Raw genomic sequence first — 20,157 nt, 5'->3', positions numbered from 1 at the left:
TTAAAGGCAAGACAAGGACGTTTTACTGAAAAATGACCTGAATAAGAGTCAGATCATTTTATTTCTATTCGGTCTAGGCCTGCCAATTTTCTTGGTCATGCTTAAATTTCTCAAGCAAGGCCAAGCCCTCAGGACTGACATAACCTTCTGCTTCAGCCAGAGTGATTAGCTCAGTGTAGTTAGAAAGGGTCACCAATTTGACACCTGCTTCATCGAAGTTCTTTTCTGCCTTTGGCAGCTCATAGGTAAAGATAGCCGCTGCTCCAACCACATCCGCACCTTCACGTTTAGCGGCAGCGATAGCATCCAAGACCGAACCGCCCGTCGAGATTAAGTCTTCAATGACAACCATCTTCTGTCCAGGCACTACGCGACCTTCGATTTGATTGCCTGCTCCGTGATCTTTTGGTTTGCTGCGGATATAGGCAAATGGCAGGTTCATTTTATCTGCAATAATAGCTCCGTGAGGAATACCTGCTGTCGCAGTTCCAGCAATGACTTCTACATCTGGAAATTCCGCCCGAATCTTTTCGACAAAACCATCTTCAATCAAGGTCCGAGTCTCTGGATAAGCCAAAGTCACACGGTTGTCCGTATATATAGGTGACTTGATGCCCGACGCCCATGTAAAAGGCTCTTCCGGCTTCAAATACACAGCTTTGATTTTCAATAAATCACGCGCAATCTCTTTTGCTAAAGTCATTTTTTGCTCCTTATAAATTTGAATGTTTATGATGCTGTTAATTTTGTATAACGATTTAATTCGTATTTCTTGTTTTACCTAGCTATTCCACTGCTTCTTAATCTCGTGGTAAGCATCCCAAGGATTTTCAGCTTGGATAATTGGACGGCCGACTACAATATAATCACTGCCGATTTGATGAGCTTCCTGCGGTGTCATGACCCGTTTTTGGTCGCCGATTTCTGATCCAGCTGGCCGAATACCAGGCGTCACACAGAGAAAGTCATTTGCAGTAGCCGCCTTTATCAGTTCCACTTCTTGAGCTGAGCAAACTACGCCATCCAAACCAGCTTCTTTGGCCTTCCGAGCGTAATTGACAACAGACTCCTGAACCGTAGTCTGGATGTTTTGGCAATCCCGCATATCATCCTCACTGGTCGAGGTCAGCTGAGTTACCGCAACCAACTTAGCCTTATCCCCCAAGACCTTCTTAGCTTCGCTCATCATCTCCACACCACCCGCTGCATGAACTGTCACCATGTCAATACCAAAGGTACCTAGGACAGACATGGCTGAGCGCACCGTATTGGGAATGTCGTGCAGTTTCAAATCCAAGAAAATGCTGTGTCCAAGACCTTTCAGATAATGAACGATTTCTGGACCAATGGCATAGAAGAATTCCATGCCGATTTTGACATAGAGTTTTTCATCTTCCGGAAAATGCTCCAAGAAATCTTTGACATCATCAAAAGATGGAAAGTCGAGGGCGATAATAGGCCGTTCTTCACGCATGAGGGGAAAATCTCCTTTTAAATTATTATCTTCAAAAAAGTCCATTAGGCATTTATATCTCAAAACCAACCTTCGCATTAGGCTCAGAGCCATAGAAAAACCTTGCCCGAGAGCAAGGTTACACGAAAATGTGGCAGTATCTGCCATTCAAACGTATGTACCTTAGTAGCCTCTCTGGACTTCTTTAAAGGTTATATTTAGTTCATTCTATAATTTCACAGCAGAATTGTCAAGTAAAAATGTAACTTTAAAGCAAATTCTCTCGAACTTCTTTTCGTAAAGTTTCAAGACTTTCGATGCCGTATTTATCCATAGCCTTAGGCAGATCTTCAATGATGGTTGGGCAGGCATAAGGATCCGTGAAATTGGCAGTCCCTACCCCAATGGCTGAAGCACCTGCTATAAACATCTCCAGAGCAGCCTCCGCAGAATCAACTCCCCCCATACCAATAATAGGAAGTTTACTTGCTTGCGCCACTTGACGGATTAGCTTGAGCGCTACCGGAAAGACAGCCAGGCCCGACATACCGCCTGTACCATTAGCGATAATAGGCTTGCGCGACTTCAAGTCAAACCGCATACCTACTAAGGTATTAATCATGGTAAAACCAGCAGCACCAGCGTCTTCAACAGCCTTAGCTACCTGAGTGATGTCTGCCACACTCGGAGTCAATTTGACATAGACTGGTACAGCAGAAGCATCTACCGCTGCCTTGGTTGCTTCGTAAGCCAACTCCGGAACTTGACCAATCAACAATCCAGCATTGCCATGGTCTACATTAGGACAGGAGATATTTAGCTCAATAGCCTTGACATTAGAGGCTTGAGAAATTTTTCCAGCCACTGCGGCATATTCTTGATTGGAAAAGCCCGCTACATTAGCGATGATTGGAAGGTAGGGATAATGCTTTTGCAGCCAGGGCAGTTTTTCAGCTAGAACAACCTCAACACCTGGATTTTGCAGGCCAATGGCATTGAGCATACCAGCTGGCGTTTCTGCCACACGCGGAGTTGGATTGCCAAAGCGGGGGTCCAAAGTCGTAGCCTTTATCATGATAGAGCCTAGCAAGTCTAGGTCATAGTATTTGGCATATTCCTGACCGAAGCCAAAACAGCCAGATGCTGGAATAATTGGATTTTTCAGGTCCAAGCCTGGCAAAGAAACTCTTAAACATTGGTCACTCATTCTTTCCCCTCCTAAACAATAATCGTGCCCGTCTCAAAGACCGGACCGTCTTCACAAACGCGCTTATTGACTGACTCGTCCTGACCTGCAACATGAACTACGCATGCATAGCAGGCGCCCATGCCACAAGCCATACGAGACTCCATGGAGAGATAAGCATGCGGATGGTCCTGAAACTTACGATCCACATACTGAAGCATAGCTGGCGCACCACAGGAATAAACAGCCGCATAGTCTTGGGACAACTCATCCACAACGGCTGATACATAGCCCTGGCAGCCATAAGAGCCGTTATCCGTTGTAACAATGACCTCGGCGTATTCTTTCATTTCTTCCTCTAAAATGACAGCAGATTTATCAGCAAATCCCAGAACAGCAGTCACTTGAGTTCCCTTGGCATGCAATTCTTTAGCAACCTCAAGCAGAGGAGGGACACCAATCCCACCACCGATAATCAAAGCTCGCTCACCTTCCCTTACAGGACTCAAATCAAAGCCATTGCCCTGAGGCCCCATAACATCAAGAAAAGATCCAACTAGCAGTTGAGAAAAAATAGCCGTCCCGCCGCCTTCTATCCGATAGATGATGCGACAAGTCAGATTGTCTCGGTCAATCTCTGCAATCGAGATAGGCCGGCGCAAAAGCTTGCTGTCATCTGGTACCCGAATATGTAAAAACTGCCCAGCCTGCATCTGGCTGACCATTTGCCCCTTTAGAGTCATAGAAAAAATATTAGGTGCAATTTTGACTTGCTCCAACAGCTCCATCTGCTCGAGCATAATCTTTCCAAATCTCTTTTTACAACTGTCACTAACCATGACAACCTCACTTTCTACAAGAAAAAACCTCGCCGCAGCAAGGTTTCGCAAAAAACAAGGCAGCTAACTGCCTCTTATACCGCTTTTCCCACCTTGCAGCCTCACTGGACTTGATTAAAGGTTAAATTGTAAACATTATATCGTTAGAGATGAGGAATGTCAAGGTGACTACAAAAAAATAATGCATCAGAAAATAAAATCTAGAACTAGTTCAAATTTACAGAATCTTTTTTCACAAGATACCAGCTGCCCGAATCTATCTTAATAAACTCTAAATCGACTTGCCTAAGCTTCATATTGCTTTCATCTGGCTTAGGTGACACATAAGAAACTTTTAAATTAGAAATATAATCTTCAGCTGACAGATTTTGATTTTGCGGTGGTCCATACAGACTGATAATTTCTTCATAGGTAGAACCCGTTTGAGAATTTCCTTCCTTATTTTCCAAAAGCAAACTATCGAACGCTGCTTGAGTCCAAGTGAAATCTCTGCTCGCTTCGGTATCAATGGGTAATTTAGAACTATTTAAATTGTAGTATTCTTTAGAGATAAGTTTGTATTCATCTTTAAATTTTTCAAAAACTAAGCTTACATAAGCATACTTATAACGCTCGATACTATGCCATCGCAACCGAATTTGAGGAGTTTCTTTCCCATAATTCAAGGCTATCCATCCTTCACCCGAATCAGGCCTCCCATATCTGCTGATTATCGCATCCAGACTTGTCCCTCCAAGATTTTTGTCAAATCTTAAACCATCAAAATCCTGAACTTCCCAAGAAAATTGATATTCTTTTTCGTCACTTATCAACTTTCTAGCAAAAATTTCTGCCTCATTTTGTTCAGAATCAGAACTTGTAGAATATACTATTTCCTGTGTTGAACTAGTTTTTCTAGAAGTTGAATGTTTATGCGAATGAAGAAATGAAAAAACAACAGCCGTCAAAACAAGTGCTCCGTAAACTAAAGAACCTATGACAATAAATGCAGTCCTTTTATTCTTTTTCTCCTCTATGGAAATATCCGAAAATATTTCTTCGAATGATTCATCATCTTTTTTCATAACTTCTTGATTTAATTACCTTACTAACTTATAGATTTAGTTTAGACTACATATATAGTATTCAAAACAGATTTCATTAACCCTATCTAATAGACTAAGACCAACTTTTATTTTATCATGGCTATTTCAAAAAATCAAAATCCAGATGCAACCAATCTTATAAAAATCTTTATTCAAGTAGATTAAGAAAATCTACTCCCACCATTCTATATCCATAGTAAAATATATAAGTTATTACATATGTGAAGTTTCTCCTCAGAACTAGCAATCACTAGAAAAATCAACTAAGTTTGTGATAAAATAGTCCTATGAGAATTCAACAGTTACACTATATTATCAAAATCGTCGAGACTGGCAGTATGAACGAAGCTGCCAAGCAGCTTTTCATTACTCAGCCTAGTTTGTCCAATGCTGTGCGGGATTTGGAAAATGAAATGGGCATCGAGATTTTTATTCGCAATCCCAAAGGAATTACCTTGACCAAGGACGGCATGGAGTTTCTTTCTTATGCTCGGCAGGTAGTTGAGCAGACGCAACTTCTAGAGGAGCGATACAAAAACCCCGTCGCCCACCGTGAACTTTTCAGCGTTTCTGCCCAGCACTATGCCTTTGTGGTCAATGCCTTTGTCTCCCTTCTTAAAAAAAGCGATATGGAGAAATACGAGCTCTTTTTGCGGGAAACTCGGACTTGGGAAATTATTGACGACGTAAAAAACTTCCGCAGCGAAATCGGCGTCCTCTTTCTCAATAGCTACAACCGCGATGTCCTATCCAAGATGCTGGATGACAATCACCTGATTGCTACTCATCTCTTTACAGCTCAGCCCCATATCTTTGTCAGCAAGTCCAATCCGCTGGCCAAGAAAAAGCTGGTTCAATTATCTGATTTAGAAAACTTCCCCTATCTCAGCTACGACCAAGGGACCCACAACTCCTTCTACTTTTCTGAGGAAATTCTCTCTCAGGAACACCATAAAAAATCCATCGTGGTCAGCGATCGTGCGACCCTCTTTAACCTTTTGATCGGTTTGGACGGCTACACAATTGCAACTGGTATTCTCAACAGCAACCTCAATGGTGATAACATTGTCTCTATCCCACTGGACATTGATGATCCGATTGAACTGGTCTACATCCAGCACGAAAAAGCCAGCCTGTCTAAGATGGGAGAACGCTTCATTGAGTATCTGATTGAGGAAGTGAAGTTTGATAAATAAAGTAAAACACCTAGAAGCAGGCAGCTTACTGCAGGCTATAGGTGTTTTTTCTATTTTTCAGACTTGGTTTCACTTCAGGTCTATCAGATGGAGGAAAGAGGTAGGGAAAGTGGAAGTCTATTTAAGACAGCTGATTAAATCTTGATTCTTTATATCATAATAATCAAAATATTTCTGATATAAAGAGGCATTCATATCAAAATATGCAGCAATGACGAGCTCTTTCAACCCCTTCACCAATTCGTCCAATTCCTCTTGCTCCACTGAAATCACAACCAGTCCGTGAGCAACGTCATTCCTTTGCTTATTTACAGCTATAATTTTTGAAATTGGAGTTTCAAATTTAGAATATTCATGATAATGGTTGAGAATTTTAATCATATCAAAAATATTAATTCTCTTATTCTTTTTAATTAGTTCTAAATCTGAATGTCTTCTTTCAATCACAGATTTTAAGATAAACTCCGCAAAGGATTTTGCCTTGACTAGCACATCAGTCACTTGACCTCTACGGTTTAGAATATCAATCATCAGATAATAATTTAACACTTTTTGAAACTCATCTGTGTCACCATATTGCAAATTATCATCAGCTACAATCTCTTCAAGAACTCTCTGTTTTTGAAAAACACTAATCATGCTTTCTAATATATTTTTTGATTTTTCTTGATCTTGTTTATCAGAAATGATATCGGGATTTCCCTTTAAGATATCTAATGCTGCTTTGTATTCATACTTCAAAATGAAATCTTTATAGGTCCGTTGCAATAAATTGTTTTTTAACTTTTCGCCTGTTTCAATTTCTGGTTTACGCTCATCTTCCTTTTCTGCTGTTTGTTTTTTCAATAAATCATCTAAAACAACTTCTTCAAAATAAGGAGCGCCCTGATTAGACCTATTTGTTTTCTTCCCATTTGGAGAATCTACCCGAGCAAGTCTTGTATGATAATCCTTGATAAAATTGATAAAGTACATGGCAGCCTGGCATTGAGCAGTACCACTTGTAATATTTAAAATATAATCTCCGTTGGACATATCTTCTCTATCAAGGATTTTTTCTACAAATTTATACATTGCTTCAAATTCATGAACACCCTCTGTTACATACTCATTTTGAATCACAGGGATTTGGACTGCTTTTTTTCTATAAACAGTTTTAACAGTCCTTTCAAAGTTTTCCTGCTTTACCTTCATCTCATCACTATATATAACAATAAGCTTGTCAGGTAATTCATCTTTAATAATTACGAGTGCAGGACCATCTGAAATTTCCTGTTGGTATCCATCATGCTCATATGTATGAATGTCCCCTATAGACAAGGCTCTTCGAAAATTGTCCGTTTTTTCTCGACCCGTTTCATCTTTTTTTGTAGGATGTTTAAATTTTACACCAATCGGATCATACTGACTAATAAATGTGATTAATGTCTTCATCTTGTACCTACCTCCGTAATCGTAAAACAGGTTTTGCCCATTTCATAGAAATTTTGAGCATTATTTATCAAACTTTTTTCACCTTTAGTAGTTTTTATAACTTGCTGGGGCGCCTTTGTCAATTTTAGAGCTCCTCGTTCAGACATTTTCTTATGTCGTTTTTGAACTTCGCCATCCGCTTGCCTAAATACTGTTTTGGTCCAAGCGCCGCTACCACCACCTAGATAGAGGGGATAGGATAGATTGTTTTGAATTAAATGATTAGGAAATTTTTTTAGAAAGAAATCTTTATATCCTTCATAGCCTTCATCTTCTGTCATTCCAAAGTAAAATTTTTGTGCATATTCCCCAAGAGAAGAAATGAGCTCACCAGCTCTTCCACCTTCGAAACCTAAAGCGGCAATAATTTCAAATTCCAGCTTGGTTCCAGGTCTCAGAGCTTCACGATAGATACTTAGTGAATGTGGTTTTGTATCTTTATCTGGAGTGAAATCCCACTTTTGAACAAGAATTAAATCATCATTTGTCAGAGGCTGACTGTCTGAGACACGAATTTCATTAAAAATATCATCAAAAGGTTTTATTTTTTCATGTCTCTGTCGTCTAGTTGGTCCCCAAGGAATCGCTTTCTTATTTTCAATGATTTTGCCTTTTTTATTTTTCTTCTTAAAATTCATTGAGTGCCAATGCGTATTCATCAAAATAGTGCGAATAGCACCTTTAAGAGAGCTGCCAGGGATATAAGGGTTACCGTAACAATCTCTCATAAATTGATGAACGCCATTTATTTCTCCTAGATTTGTCGTTTCCTGATTTCGAGTTGCATTCTCTTCTTTAGGATTTTCAAGCCCTGTTGCTTTAAGTCTATAGCCCCCAAAATCACGTTTTGTTATGCCATGCTCAGCCAGAAAATCGCTTATTCGATTGGTTTTATTATCCGAATCAATTAAGAACTTTTGGAATTTTTCATCAATACCTTGTTTGATAAGTTCGTCATAAAGCAGAGTCATATCTGGAAAATAATATTCATCCCCTTCAAGAATATACTCACGAGCAGTATGAAGCTGACCACTCCCGATATGCACTGGTCCCAAAGTCCACAGAGTCAGCTTGAATTTCCTATATTTTGTCTTCATTTGGATTCCTCCAATATATAGAATAAGGGTTTAGTATAATGCCAGACTGAATGAGGAAACTCATCACTTGGCTTGACATCACAGATTTGCCCATTATAAGTTTTGGAAAAGGTTGAACCTGCCTTAAAAGTGTAAAGATTCTGCTTGCGATAATTAGACTCCGTCTCCTCACTAAATGCAAAGCCACTTGACTTTTTCAGTAAGTATCTTCCCTCATTCATTGCGAGTTTCAATTCACTATCTACCGGCAAAGAAGTCGTCAAAGCCATTACTTTCCCTGTATATTGAACAGTTAATCTTTTAAAAAAATCAAGCGGTTGTTGAACTGTTTTATCCAGAGTAAAACCACCGTAACCACTGCTGCGCTTGCCTCCGATACCACTAAACTGAAGACTTTCCAATAAACGATCCAACAAATCAGATTGATTGGCGATGAAATACAGACTGCTTTTGTCAAAGTGAACTGAAGCAACTTGATAAAGATTCCCGTCTTGGAAGGGCTGGTTTTTTGTGTTAACTGATTTTGTTGCCAGAGATTCACTAACGATACTATTTCCAGATAGAAAGCAGTCAAAATCCCCCAACTTAATAAAAGCTAATTTTTTTGCTTTTTTTGCTTCTTCCCGCTGTTTGATAATATCTTCATTTAGGTTGACTTTATCCAACAATGGATAGCCGATTGGCTTAGGGAGATAAGGGGTTTCCATATAGGGGAAAGCATCAGTCAATACAAACTCATCCTGTCGAGATAAATTCTCAAACTCATCTAAGACCCCCGCCTTAATAGCTTCAAGCACTAAGGCAGAGTAAAGACGAGCTGCCGTGAAAGTCATGACCGAATCATCCAAATGACCTTCTCCAAAATGAGCAGACTTAAAATCTAATTTATAGAGTTGATAGGCCATAGCAGACCTCCTTACTTAATTTCTGAATCTGGGATCTCTATACTTCCTCCACCATCGGACTCATCATTAGTAAATGGTTTCAGGGCTTTTTTAATCCTATCCTCATCAAATTCACCAAAGACAGTCCTAACCTCAAAGTTTTTAAAACACACTTTACCATAGCCGCGACTGCCAGAACCGCCTAAGTAATCCCATTCTAACAATTCAAAACCAGCTTTGAGAATTTCCATATCCTTTTCGACCTCAGTGAGTTCTTTCTCCTGAATAGAATAGATAATCTCAAAAGCAAATTCACTTTCACGAATAGCTCGCTCAACTTGTCGAGGAGTTGCTTCAGCTGTAATGCGATTGATTGTATTTTCAAACTTAACTTCTGTGTAAGTAGATACTCTTTTACCTAGCTCTTCTTTGTTGTTTAGAAAGGCATCTCGAAAAACCAAGCGGCCAATTTTATAAGTTTCTGAATTTCCGAAAAGACGGCTAATTTCCAAACTATCTTTACTTAGCTTCTCTGTTGTGTTGCTATTATAGTCTGTCCGATAAAGTAAGCTGCGCATTTTTCCTTTTAAAGTAGATCCAGGAATATAGGGAAGATTCGTAAGGGGATCTTTGATAATAGGATTATTGGTAGCACCAATAGCTGCGAAGGCATTACTGGTACCAATATGAAGTCCGCTTTTCAGCTCAATAATTCCTGAAATTTTTACTTTTGAATAGGTCATTGATCTCTTCCTCCATTGAATTTAAAATATGCAATCAAAGCTTCCATATATCGACAGAAGCGCTGTAAACTAGGTATATCTTGAATTTCTGTCAACGCTTCTAATAAACCTGCTTTTTTAACAAAATCTTCTACAGCTGGTTCTCTTCCGGATTGGTAGACAAACTGAATCCTCAAATAGGAAATTTTTTCTCTTAATTCCTCAATATCATTTTTTGTTTTACTTTCGTCAAAAAGATTGCTGGTCAAGGCTGCTAAATTACGAATTTGTGTACTGGTTAATTTGAATTTTATCTTCCCTTTGTTTGGCCCTTCTGTGTATGTCCCTGAATTTTTCAAGCTATGAATGACCAGGTCAGCTTTATCAACATAATCATCCGTCAAAATAGGCGACTTAAGCTTAAAAAATTTTTGTTCATTACTTTGATTACCATATCTATCTTGATTACGATTGTTTTGAAAATTCTTTTTACCGTTATTTCGGTTGTTCTTATTTTTTTCGTACGGTGCCATCTTTTATACCTTTCTAATCTCATATAGATAGTAGATGAGAGCGAACTCAGCTTCTCTCTGTGTTTTACTGCTCCTCTTGTACCAACCCCAAAAAGCATTTTTAAATTCTCTGAAATGCTCCTTCTCCTCTTTGTTAGCTTCATCTTCCATTCGCGCCAATAGATAGGCCAAGCGGGCAACATTCATCCTTCTATCATCTTCCGGCCCATATCCCTTATACATCGTTTTATCATTAAGTTGCAAAAGTTCGACCAAGCGATAGAGAAAATTGATGCCCCGCTCCTTCTGCCCAGAGAAATATCTCCGAATATCCTTTAATTTTCCTTTGTAAATCTCATCAATAAAGTCATCAAACGTGAAAGTGTACCGTTCATTGAAAAGAGAAATGCTATCTTTGCCATTGGACTTAGCGGCCTCTTCAAGATGTCCAGCATCCAAAGCCATCAGATGAATCGGGGTTTTATCTGGATAAAGCCCGATACCTGCTGATAAGGTCAATTTCCCATTTGTAAAAGCAATAAATTTCTGCCTAATATCAACCGCAAAATCTATAACATCCTGCCAGCTGCCAATCGCAAACACATCATCACCACCTGCATAGATAATCGTTAAATTCTTACCTTCTGCAAAATGATTAATATGAAACTTAAAGAAAAGACTCATTTGCTGAGAAAATACAGCAGAGCGAGCAAGAGTATTATAACTTCCAGCTGCTTGTTCAGAAAATCCAGCCATAAAGGCCGCACCTAGATTGTCTACATCCAAACGCAAAACAGCCAGACGCTTAATTCCCCTAGTCTCACCCTCATTTCCTTCGATTTCTTTTTGAGACAGACCAGCATAATCTTCGATATTCGCTGCCTGACGGTCTCCGATATAGACATGAATAGCAGCATAGTTCGTAGAAAATTTATTTTTCACATATAAACGACCTGAAGTGGGAATATCATCTTCACCCACAGCCAACAATACAGCTCCAGGGCCAATCGGCAGTCCTTCTTCTCCCTCTACAATCTGAAAATAATAATAGTCTTCCCTTTCAGGATTTTCAGTGTCGTTAAAAGTATGAATTATAGCAGCAAATCCTCTAAGCTCACGACAAATAGGACAAAGATTTTGTACATCCTCGCCACCTATCCGCAGTTCTTTTATATCCCCAACTGCATGGCAAATTTCACACTCTCGTTCAGATTGCTTACCACCCTTATTGAGCTCTCGCAGGGTAGTTGCATCGTAGCGAGAGATTTTCTTTTCAGAAATCATCCGACTAGTCTCTTGGTAGATCTCACGATAGTGTTGTAGATAACTAGCAACCGAGCCATAACGGTATTTCATAATCTGCTCTGCGGCAAATGGTGCCCAACCAAAAGCAACATAGAGACCCGTCTGAAAATGTTTCAGGAGGAAACTGTTAAATTCTATTTCAAACTGCTCCAAGACCGCCACTGTAGCTTCTGTATTGGGTAGAACGAAATAGGCATGGCCTCCACCGACATAAAGGGCATTGGCGCGTGATAGCGCCAACTTCTCCAAGAGACTATCCACAATATTTTCACTCATAAATTCCAGATAAAGACTGCGAGCCTTGAGTTGCTTAGCAGCCCCTTTGCTGGCGATATTGTAGATAAAGTCCTGAATACCAGAAAGATCAAAACTGGCTAGCAAGAAGGCTGATTCTCTATAAAATTTGGATTCATCATCTAGTAGAGTATATTGGTCTTGACTTTCCAGATAATCAAAAATCGAAGTAGCAAAAGCAACCGTTAATCGACTATGCTCTGCCAGAGAGAGATCTCCCAGCTCCTTGTCTCCAGGAAGTAGAGGAACTTTCGAAAACAAGCTCCTCCAAAGATTGAAAAAGGAAGGCAAGCTTTCTTCCTCTAAGGGAAGTTGTTGCAGTTTTTCATTCAAAATATTCAGCAGTTCCTTATAGCAGTCCTGACTAATATCAACTGTTTCGTTGACGGCAATATTGAGTTCACTCTCATCTGTCAAGACTTCAAACTTCTGATAACGAGCCTCCTCTTTCTTTTTGAAGGCGTTGAATATATCAGCCAGCGGTTTGAAAAGCTTCTCTTTTGAAACTTTGTTTTCATCCAATGAGCCACTGGCAATATGACTGGCCAAAGTGATTATTTTTTCTGTTCTGTTATCCCCACCAAAATTAAGATGGGGCAGTTGCTCTTTTAACCATTCTTTTCCCAAATCTATATCATCTGGCCGACCGTGCGAGCGACTAACAACTCGGCCAAGATTGTGAAACAAGGCCGCATGGATTAATTCAAGTTTTTCTTTCTTCAATTCTCATCCCTCCCATTCCTAAGCTGCATTTAGCTCCGACTCCAGAATATTCCCCGAATCTCAGAAGCATCTGGGCATAGGCCTTTAAAGTAGATGCTCCCTGAACCCGAATAGTTACCCTGCCCTCAAAGGCGGGGTATTTTCGTCCATGAATCGGAAAATAATGACTCTTTAGACGATAGCTGGTGATTTGACTATGCTCTGCTAAAAACTCCAGCGTTTCCTCCTCTATCTCTGCTTTGCCTTCCACCAGCCGGCTGTACTTCTGCATGAGGCTCTGAAAGATTAGACGTGTATCTGGAAAAAGGACAAACTGCCCCTGACGTTTAAAGGTCGTCGGAGTATAGAAGTTCAGGCTTATCAAGTGCGAAGCCTCATCTCCCTGAAAAACCTCCAGCAAGGACTGGGACGAAAGAGACTGGATCTCGATATTCTTCACCAGAATCTCCTCAGAATAAGTCTCTAATTTTATCGTTTCAAGACTCAATAACTGGGGCAATATCTGCTGCTCCGCTTCTTCTGAAAGTAAGTTTACCGTCCAAATAGACTCCTCCCGCTCCGAACGAAGATTCATCGAGTAGGGATTGGTCTCTTGCTGATGGAGGAAGGAGGCAAAGTCATCCGAAAGCTTCTCCATGAGAAAGCCCTGCAGTTTACAGACTAAGTCATCATCCTTCAAAGATACCTTTGAAAGATGCAATCGTATTTTCTTCACATTTCCATTCCTTTCTATAATAAGAAAAAGCGCCTAAAAACGGTGAAAGTATTTTTCACCGAATCTAGGGCGCCCTTTTTTAGTTATTATCAGTACTGTTTTTACGATTGTTATTATATCAAATCTTGAAAGCGATGTCAAGGTTTTTCTTATTTTAAATATCTAATCCTATTTTAAAAATCGCATCATAATCCCCCAGTTTGCAGTCCCCTCGCGAGGTGACTGGGGTGTCTTACAGAACTCACGTTTTATTTGGAATACTATGCTGAGTATGTTTCCGTCCCCTCCCGAGGTGACTGAGGTTTCTTACTTTATTGAAGTGAAGATTGAAGATCAGGAAGGCAATATGTTTCCGTCCCCTCTCGAGGAGACTGGGGGGTCTTACCAGTTGAGTGGTGAGAATGACAATCCTCGAAATCTATTGTTTCCGCCCCCTTCAGAGGTGAATGGGGGTTCTTACACGAACGAATTGCCAAAGACAGGAGAAGTTAGCAAGTTTCCGTACCCTCTCGAGGTGATTAGGGGGTATTACCAAGCCAAGCACAAGGAAGGAGGTCACCAAATGACAGTTTTTGTCTCCTCCCGAGGTCACTGGGGTGTCTTACTGTATTCGACTTCAAGTCTATGCATACACATTTGCGCGTTTCCGTACCCTCTCGGGGTGAATGAGGGTTCTTACCCAGCGTCTCGGTAACAGGGACGGCAGTAGTTGGCCGGTTTCCGTACCCTCTCGAGGTGACTGGGGGTTATTACGGAATGGAAAGTTTTTGAAGAGGAGAAACTTAGTAGGTTTCCGTCCCCTACCGAGGTAACTGGGGTTTCTTACTTTAAGACCGTAGACCAAGCAATCGACGGAGCCAAGTTTCCGTACCCTCTCGAGGTGAATGGGGGTTATTACCAAAGAGTAATTCTAAGGATGAGGAAGACGACGTTATGTTTCCGTACCCTCCCGAGGTGAATGGAGGTTCTTACAGAATCCCGTTTATTGAAAGGTTGAAAGAAATTTCGGTTTCCGTACCCTCGCGAGGCGAATGGGGGGTCTTACTTAAGAAAAGAAGAGCTATGAAGACAACCAAGAGTAAGTTTCCGTCCTCTCTCGAAGGTGAATGGGGGGTCTTACCAAGTCGCAAAACTACAAGAAGAGTATTAGAAGAAATGTTTCCGTACCCTCGCGAGCTGAATGGGGGTTCTTACTTATTGGTTTCCGTTGTCTTGCAGCTTATGCCGTTCTGTTTCCGTACCCTCCCGAGGTGACACTGGGGTTTCTTACAAAAAATGGTATGAGTTAGAGCTTCAAATTGAATTGTTTCCGTCCCCTCTCGAGGTGACTGGGGCTTTTTACCTATCCGTTTGATACACAAGTGTATTCAAACAATCCGTTGCCGTACCCTCGCGGGGTGATTGGGGGTTCTTACAAGTGGTGCTGAAGCTAATGACCAATACGTAGATAAGTTTCCGTAATCTCTCAAGATAAATGGAGACTTATAAGACCACACTCGGCACTTGGACGACCACGACAAGGTCTCCGTACCCTCGCGAGGTGATTGGGGGGTCTTACGCAGACTTACACAACCCTAAAGCACTTGAAGGGCAGTTTCCGCCCCCTCTCGGGGTGAATAGGGATTCTTAGAGAAGTATGCGAATGATTAGTAGTTTTTCAATGTTAGGTTTCCGTACCCTCTCGAGGTTACTAGGGATTCTTACGCAGTATGATACAAGCCTATATAAAATTCGAGAATATGTTTCCGCCCCTTTTCAAGGTGAATGGGGGGTCTTACCCGTAGTACCATTTGAAAACAAAATACCAACAAATACGTTCCCGTACCCTCTCGAGTAGACTGGGGGTTCTAACGCAGAAGATGGATAATCTTATTGACTTTTACAAGTGGGTTTCCGCCCCCTCCCGAGGCTACTAGTGGTTCTTACACATTAATGAACCATCTAGGAGTGGGGCACTTGAAAGTTTCCGTACCCTCCCGAGGTAACTGGGGGTTATTACCTTGAGAACACTTTTGATGAAAAGCATCTAAAACGTTCCCGTACCCTCCCGAGCTGAATGGGGGGTCTTACAGGAATACAGCTTTGAGCGTGAGATTGTAGTAGCGTTTCCGTCCCCTCTCGAGGCGGCTGGGGGTTATTACGGTGTGCTGAAATCAGATGAAGAGTTTTTCAAACTCTCGTTTCCGTCCCCTCTCGAGGTGATTGGGGTTTCTAACCCACGCTACAGTCAGAATCCTAATGATACCAAAGGGTTTCCGTCCCCTCTCGAGGTGATTGGGGTTTCTAACAAAAAGAGCGTTTCATTTATGAAACATATATGTCAAGTTTCCGTCCCCTCTCGAGGTGATTGGGGTTTCTAACGCAACTGAAGACAACTCTGGCGTAGACTTCTCTAAGTTTCCGTCCCCTCTCGAGGAGACTGGGGTTTCTAACAAAATTGCCGAGCTCGATACAGAACAAGTTGGTAATGTTTCCGTCCCCTCTCGAGGAGACTGGGGTTTCTAACACACAGACGGAAGAAGCCATAAAAACGCTATTGGATAGTTTCCGTCCCCTCTCGAGGAGACTGGGGTTTCTAACCGACCAAGGGCAAATGTAGACATCACAAGCCTAAGTTTCCGTCCCCTCTCGAGGAGACTGGGGTTTCTAACGAAATAACAGTTACCTGATACATATCTCTATGAAAGTTTCCGTCCCCTCTCGAGGAGACTGGGGTTTCTAACCCCATATCTTGTATAGGGTCTTCGCGTCAAACTACTAAATATAGTTTGACATCCCAGTTGAAACTTATCCTTATTATACCATGAAGCCAGCAAAATTTAAAGATTAAAAGAATAATATCTCTTCCAGCAACTCAGCGCCAGCATAGGGATTAAAGACTACAGTTTCTTCTTTATGCCCGACATATACGATGATATTGTCTCCTTCATCGGCTTGATAAAAGTCTCTTATATCTTTTATCAAAAGATCAAAATTCAGCTTTTCTATATCGACCTCGAAGCAAGAACGCTGAACCCTTGTACCATAGCCTTCTAAAAGCTTGGCTAGTTTTAAACGCCTTTTATTACTTACGATATCATAAATAACCAGACAAAACTTTGTTTTCTTCCTGGCAAATTCCTTGCTGACACTATCAAGATTATAAAAAGTCATCTTCACTCTCCCGTATAACTGCTGATATAGTCGTCAGCATTCCTTGACTTAAAACATCGAATCAAAGACTTGACTTGCTGATCTGCCGTGTACAAAAAAGTGTAGCGATTCTTATCCAATTCGACATAATGATGGATTTCTAAGATGCGCTCTCTCATAGCTCGAGAAAATACTTCAATCCCTTCCGAAGTCAAATGCATTTCATCCCCCATCTTCTCAAAATGCTCCCCCCTAATATCACCATGCTTAATCAGACTCATCACAGTATCATCTACTATGACTGGCCGCCACTCTTCCATTAGGTCGCTAGCTAGTACTGCATGATGGGTATGTGGCTGATGGGTAACTCCAAAGCCTGCACTAAGACCATTTTTCCGAATCAAGCCAATAAAACAGGAATGCAAAATCGAATACCCAAAATTTAGCAGCGCATTAAAACGATCTAAGGATGGCCTCCTATTGCGACTATAAAACTGAAAATCTTCCTCTACCAGTAGATTTAGATAGTAGAAATAAGATTTTGCAATCCTGCCTTCAATCCCCATAATTTCTGCTATGCTTTTGGCAGATTTAAGGCTCTCACAAGCAGATTTAAAACGTTTAAAGTCCTCTTCGTCAAATAGCCCTTGCTCATCGTATGCTTTTAGCAGATTTAATTGATTCATGATTTTTGCTGAAGCTATTCTCTGAGACATCTTCAGACAGAAACTTTTATCAAAAGAAGCCTGAGCCTGCTCTCTCTGCTTTTCATAGTCCGCTTCCTTAAAAGAATCCATCGAAAATAAAAACTCACCCTTGCTAGAAAAATAGAAGACTGGAATCCCATGGCGAGATAAAGATTTCAGTAATTGTGTTGATAACTGAGAATTACCAAATATAAGAATGTTATCAATTAGACCTAATGAAATAGCCTTGAGCATAGTGCGTTCTTGGTTCTTTATCATTAACTTACGATCACTAATTGATAAGCTGTATGAAGAGTTCTGAATATACAAATCGGCCATATTAAAACACTTTCTTTTTATTTAATATTTTAATATACCTATTTTAAGTTGTCAATAAAAACCCTTGCAAAATCTACAAGAGTCTTTTTTTCTTATTTTTAGAAATAGATTCTAGCCATCTCTTCTCAACTTCCCCAATACTTCCCCTATTTTACCTTCAATGACTAGGTCTGCCTGCTTGTCTTGCGGGATACTGGTTTTGTTGATGACGACCAGATGCTTTCCTGCAAAGTACTGGATGAGGCTGGCTGCGGGATAGACGACTAAGGAAGTGCCACCGATTATCAGTAGATCAGCTTGCTGGATAGCTTGGGCAGCCTGCTGGAACACTTCCATATCTAGGGGTTCTTCATAGAGAGTCACATCTGGTTTGACAATACCGCCACAGTCAAGGCAGCGAGGAATGGTACCGGCCAGAGCCAGAAAGCCATCCAAATCATAGAATCGCTGACAATTCAGACAGTAATTTCTATCCGCACTGCCATGTAGTTTGAGAACCTTTTTCGAACCAGCCATTTCATGCAAGCTATCAATATTCTGAGTCACTACAGCCTTGAGCTTGCCTGACTTCTCCAAATCTGCCAAGTAGACATGTGCTGGATTGGGCTTAGCATCTGGATAGAGAAGGTACTTCTTGTAAAAGTCAAAAAACTCCTGCGGATAGCGCTCAAACATAGTGTGAGAAACCAGCTGCTCCGCTGTAAAATGCTGTCCCAGCTTGACGCTGTAAATTCCATCTGAACTGCGAAAGTCCGGAATATTGGACTCCGTCGAAACACCCGCGCCACCAAAAAAGACGATATTCTGACTTTGGTCTATTAATTCTTGCAGCCTTGCAATCTTATCCATCCTGCTACTCCTTATAAGAGACTTTCTATGACCGCATTCGCTCGGTCGAAGTAAAAAGGTTCCCTCTGATATACTATGCCTGTCTCCTGCGCCAAATCAATCAGAAGCTCCATAAAGTGCTGAGATGAGAAACCTGTCGTCCTGTGCAACTCCTCCTCATCAAAAGGCTTGATAAGATGAGCCAACGGATTGCGGACTGACTTTTCTAACTCTCTTAGCTGTTGTGCTGATTCTTTGACGGATTCAGGCAAATTCAACTGCAAAATCATCTCCGTCAAACTAGAAGAATTGACCGTGCTTTCCGCATGAAAATTTTGCAGGTCAGGATTATCAGAATTTCGCATCTTTTCAAACTTCCAACGGTCGTAACTAGCCCCTCGCGAATTATGAATATAGCTCTCAATATCTGGTATTTGCATGCGAATCAGCCGCATAAAAATCCGATAAATAGCTGGACTGACAGCTCGGATAAAATCAATCAGCTGCTCATTCCTTAGCTTGGCTTCAAGGTCATAAAGGTAATTAACCAGCTGTTCGTCCGCTTCATTTTCATGGCAAAAAAGCTGAAAATCAGCTAGGTCAGACCCAGTGATTTCCAACTTTAGATTCATCATAGATTGGATATTGAGCTCTCTTCGCTCCGCTAAAGCCTCAAGAAGAAGGACCAAGTCAGACTGGACACTGCTTCCTGCTCGCTCAGCTAGTTTATGGGCATAAGCATAGTCATAGCGGGAAATAGCAAAGAGAATGGCTTCTTTGACATCTAGTTTCATGCTTCTGCAATTAAGGTTTCCAAACCAACCTTCATCATATCGGTAAAGGTATTTTGGCGTTCTTCTGCTGTCGTATCCTCTTCAGGATTGACCAAGCTGTCAGAAATAGTCATAATCGCGAGAGCATCTACATGGTGCTGAGCAGCCAGATAGTAAAGTGCCGCAGCTTCCATTTCAACAGCTTTAACTCCCCACTTACCAAGCTCAATATTCTTTTCAAAGTAGTTTGAGTAAAAGACATCAGACGACAACACATTCCCAACATGGGTTGTCATACCAAGACCTTTGGCGATATGGTAAGCCTTATCTAACAAATCAAAGCTAGCGATTTGCGGAAAATCATACTGTGGCCAGTCATTACGAATAATGTTGGAATTGGTTGCAGCTGCCTGCGCCAGTACTAATTCACGGACATGCACATCAGCATTCAGCGAACCCGCAGTTCCGACACGGATCAGCTTTTTCACACCATAGTCAACAATCAGCTCACGCGCATAGATAGAGATTGAGGGCATTCCCATCCCTGTCCCCATAACTGAAACACGCTGGCCTTTATAAGTTCCAGTGTAGCCGAACATATTGCGGACTTCATTGAAGCAAACAGCATCTTCTAAAAAGTTCTCAGCGATGAATTTAGCTCGAAGCGGATCCCCCGGAAGAAGGATTTTATCCGCAATTTCACCTGGCTTAGCAGAAATATGAATAGACATAGTTAAGATACCAAACCCGTCAAAAGCAAAGGGAAAATAGGAGATAGTCGCAGTGAGCGATGCTCGCAAGACCATCTATCTTTTTCCCACCGCTTTTAGGGTGGGTTCAATTCCTTTCTTTCTTAATTTTAATATTCCATAGAAAGACTAGCCCGAGTTCAATTCAGACTCAGACGCCCTTCCT

18 protein-coding genes and 1 CRISPR repeat array are annotated in these 20,157 nt (G+C 41.1%); of the genes, 1 reads left to right on the top strand and 17 read right to left on the bottom strand.

Annotated elements, in window-relative coordinates; genetic code table 11:
- Positions 1 to 73: 73 nt before the first annotated feature.
- The 5 genes from pyrE to ELZ47_RS05495 all read right to left on the bottom strand — a co-directional run bounded on the left by pyrE (position 74) and on the right by ELZ47_RS05495 (position 4,542).
- A complete protein-coding gene (gene pyrE / locus ELZ47_RS05515; RefSeq protein WP_125331013.1) occupies positions 74 to 703 on the bottom strand; it encodes an orotate phosphoribosyltransferase in 630 nt (209 codons plus the stop codon).
- A gap of 78 nt (positions 704 to 781) precedes the next feature.
- Positions 782 to 1,474, bottom strand: a complete 693-nt coding sequence (gene pyrF / locus ELZ47_RS05510) for an orotidine-5'-phosphate decarboxylase (protein WP_125331012.1) — start codon at positions 1,472 to 1,474, stop codon at positions 782 to 784.
- A gap of 247 nt (positions 1,475 to 1,721) precedes the next feature.
- Entirely contained in the window at positions 1,722 to 2,660 is a 939-nt protein-coding gene (locus ELZ47_RS05505; RefSeq protein WP_126435523.1) for a dihydroorotate dehydrogenase, read from the bottom strand.
- Between the two features lie 11 nt (positions 2,661 to 2,671).
- Entirely contained in the window at positions 2,672 to 3,478 is an 807-nt protein-coding gene (locus ELZ47_RS05500) for a dihydroorotate dehydrogenase electron transfer subunit (RefSeq protein WP_032909711.1), read from the bottom strand.
- 206 nt (positions 3,479 to 3,684) lie between these two features.
- Positions 3,685 to 4,542: a hypothetical protein gene (locus ELZ47_RS05495; protein ID WP_002915127.1), complete on the bottom strand. Its 858-nt coding sequence runs from the start codon at positions 4,540 to 4,542 to the stop codon at positions 3,685 to 3,687.
- 308 nt (positions 4,543 to 4,850) lie between these two features.
- Here ELZ47_RS05495 and ELZ47_RS05490 point away from each other — a divergent pair, with 308 nt between their 5' ends.
- Positions 4,851 to 5,759: a LysR family transcriptional regulator gene (locus tag ELZ47_RS05490; RefSeq protein WP_002897493.1), complete on the top strand. Its 909-nt coding sequence runs from the start codon at positions 4,851 to 4,853 to the stop codon at positions 5,757 to 5,759.
- A gap of 117 nt (positions 5,760 to 5,876) precedes the next feature.
- On the opposite strand, the gene csm6 is transcribed toward ELZ47_RS05490, so the two are convergent.
- From csm6 to deoD, 12 genes are all read right to left on the bottom strand, one after another.
- The gene (csm6, locus tag ELZ47_RS05485) at positions 5,877 to 7,193 is read right to left on the bottom strand and encodes a type III-A CRISPR-associated CARF protein Csm6 (protein WP_002915124.1); all 1,317 of its coding nucleotides are present in this window, start codon (positions 7,191 to 7,193) and stop codon (positions 5,877 to 5,879) included.
- The gene (gene csm5, locus ELZ47_RS05480) at positions 7,190 to 8,329 is read right to left on the bottom strand and encodes a type III-A CRISPR-associated RAMP protein Csm5 (protein WP_126435522.1); all 1,140 of its coding nucleotides are present in this window, start codon (positions 8,327 to 8,329) and stop codon (positions 7,190 to 7,192) included. Before csm5 ends, csm6 begins: the two co-directional genes overlap by 4 nt.
- Positions 8,326 to 9,234, bottom strand: coding sequence for a type III-A CRISPR-associated RAMP protein Csm4 (gene csm4, locus ELZ47_RS05475; protein WP_126435521.1), 909 nt, complete (start codon positions 9,232 to 9,234; stop codon positions 8,326 to 8,328). The genes csm5 and csm4 overlap by 4 nt, the downstream gene beginning before the upstream one ends.
- Positions 9,235 to 9,245: 11 nt before the next feature.
- Entirely contained in the window at positions 9,246 to 9,956 is a 711-nt protein-coding gene (gene csm3 / locus ELZ47_RS05470) for a type III-A CRISPR-associated RAMP protein Csm3 (protein ID WP_124765955.1), read from the bottom strand.
- Positions 9,953 to 10,342 (bottom strand): type III-A CRISPR-associated protein Csm2, encoded by a 390-nt coding sequence (gene csm2, locus ELZ47_RS05465; RefSeq protein ID WP_032909801.1) that lies wholly within the window; start codon positions 10,340 to 10,342, stop codon positions 9,953 to 9,955. Before csm2 ends, csm3 begins: the two co-directional genes overlap by 4 nt.
- Before the next feature lie 129 nt (positions 10,343 to 10,471).
- Positions 10,472 to 12,769 (bottom strand): type III-A CRISPR-associated protein Cas10/Csm1, encoded by a 2,298-nt coding sequence (gene cas10 / locus ELZ47_RS05460; RefSeq protein ID WP_126435520.1) that lies wholly within the window; start codon positions 12,767 to 12,769, stop codon positions 10,472 to 10,474.
- Entirely contained in the window at positions 12,750 to 13,484 is a 735-nt protein-coding gene (gene cas6 / locus ELZ47_RS05455) for a CRISPR-associated endoribonuclease Cas6 (RefSeq protein WP_126435519.1), read from the bottom strand. The genes cas10 and cas6 overlap by 20 nt, the downstream gene beginning before the upstream one ends.
- A 2,104-nt stretch (positions 13,485 to 15,588) precedes the next feature.
- A CRISPR array of direct repeats spans positions 15,589 to 16,207; the repeat unit is 37 nt; unit sequence GTTTCCGTCCCCTCTCGAGGTGATTGGGGTTTCTAAC.
- Between the two features lie 103 nt (positions 16,208 to 16,310).
- Positions 16,311 to 16,637 (bottom strand): CRISPR-associated endonuclease Cas2, encoded by a 327-nt coding sequence (gene cas2 / locus ELZ47_RS05450; RefSeq protein ID WP_164549564.1) that lies wholly within the window; start codon positions 16,635 to 16,637, stop codon positions 16,311 to 16,313.
- 2 nt (positions 16,638 to 16,639) lie between these two features.
- Positions 16,640 to 17,641, bottom strand: coding sequence for a CRISPR-associated endonuclease Cas1 (gene cas1, locus ELZ47_RS05445; RefSeq protein WP_126435518.1), 1,002 nt, complete (start codon positions 17,639 to 17,641; stop codon positions 16,640 to 16,642).
- Between the two features lie 111 nt (positions 17,642 to 17,752).
- Entirely contained in the window at positions 17,753 to 18,490 is a 738-nt protein-coding gene (locus ELZ47_RS05440) for an NAD-dependent protein deacylase (protein WP_125332561.1), read from the bottom strand.
- Positions 18,491 to 18,501: 11 nt separating this feature from the next.
- Positions 18,502 to 19,263 (bottom strand): hypothetical protein, encoded by a 762-nt coding sequence (locus tag ELZ47_RS05435; RefSeq protein WP_125332563.1) that lies wholly within the window; start codon positions 19,261 to 19,263, stop codon positions 18,502 to 18,504.
- The gene (deoD, locus tag ELZ47_RS05430; protein ID WP_004186762.1) at positions 19,260 to 19,973 is read right to left on the bottom strand and encodes a purine-nucleoside phosphorylase; all 714 of its coding nucleotides are present in this window, start codon (positions 19,971 to 19,973) and stop codon (positions 19,260 to 19,262) included. The genes ELZ47_RS05435 and deoD overlap by 4 nt, the downstream gene beginning before the upstream one ends.
- Between the last annotated feature and the right edge of the window lie 184 nt (positions 19,974 to 20,157).

Source organism: Streptococcus sanguinis, assembly GCF_900635155.1.
GTDB lineage: Bacteria > Bacillota > Bacilli > Lactobacillales > Streptococcaceae > Streptococcus > Streptococcus sanguinis_G.
Note: the sequence above shows the minus strand (reverse complement) of the source record. Positions and strands in the feature narration are given on the sequence as shown.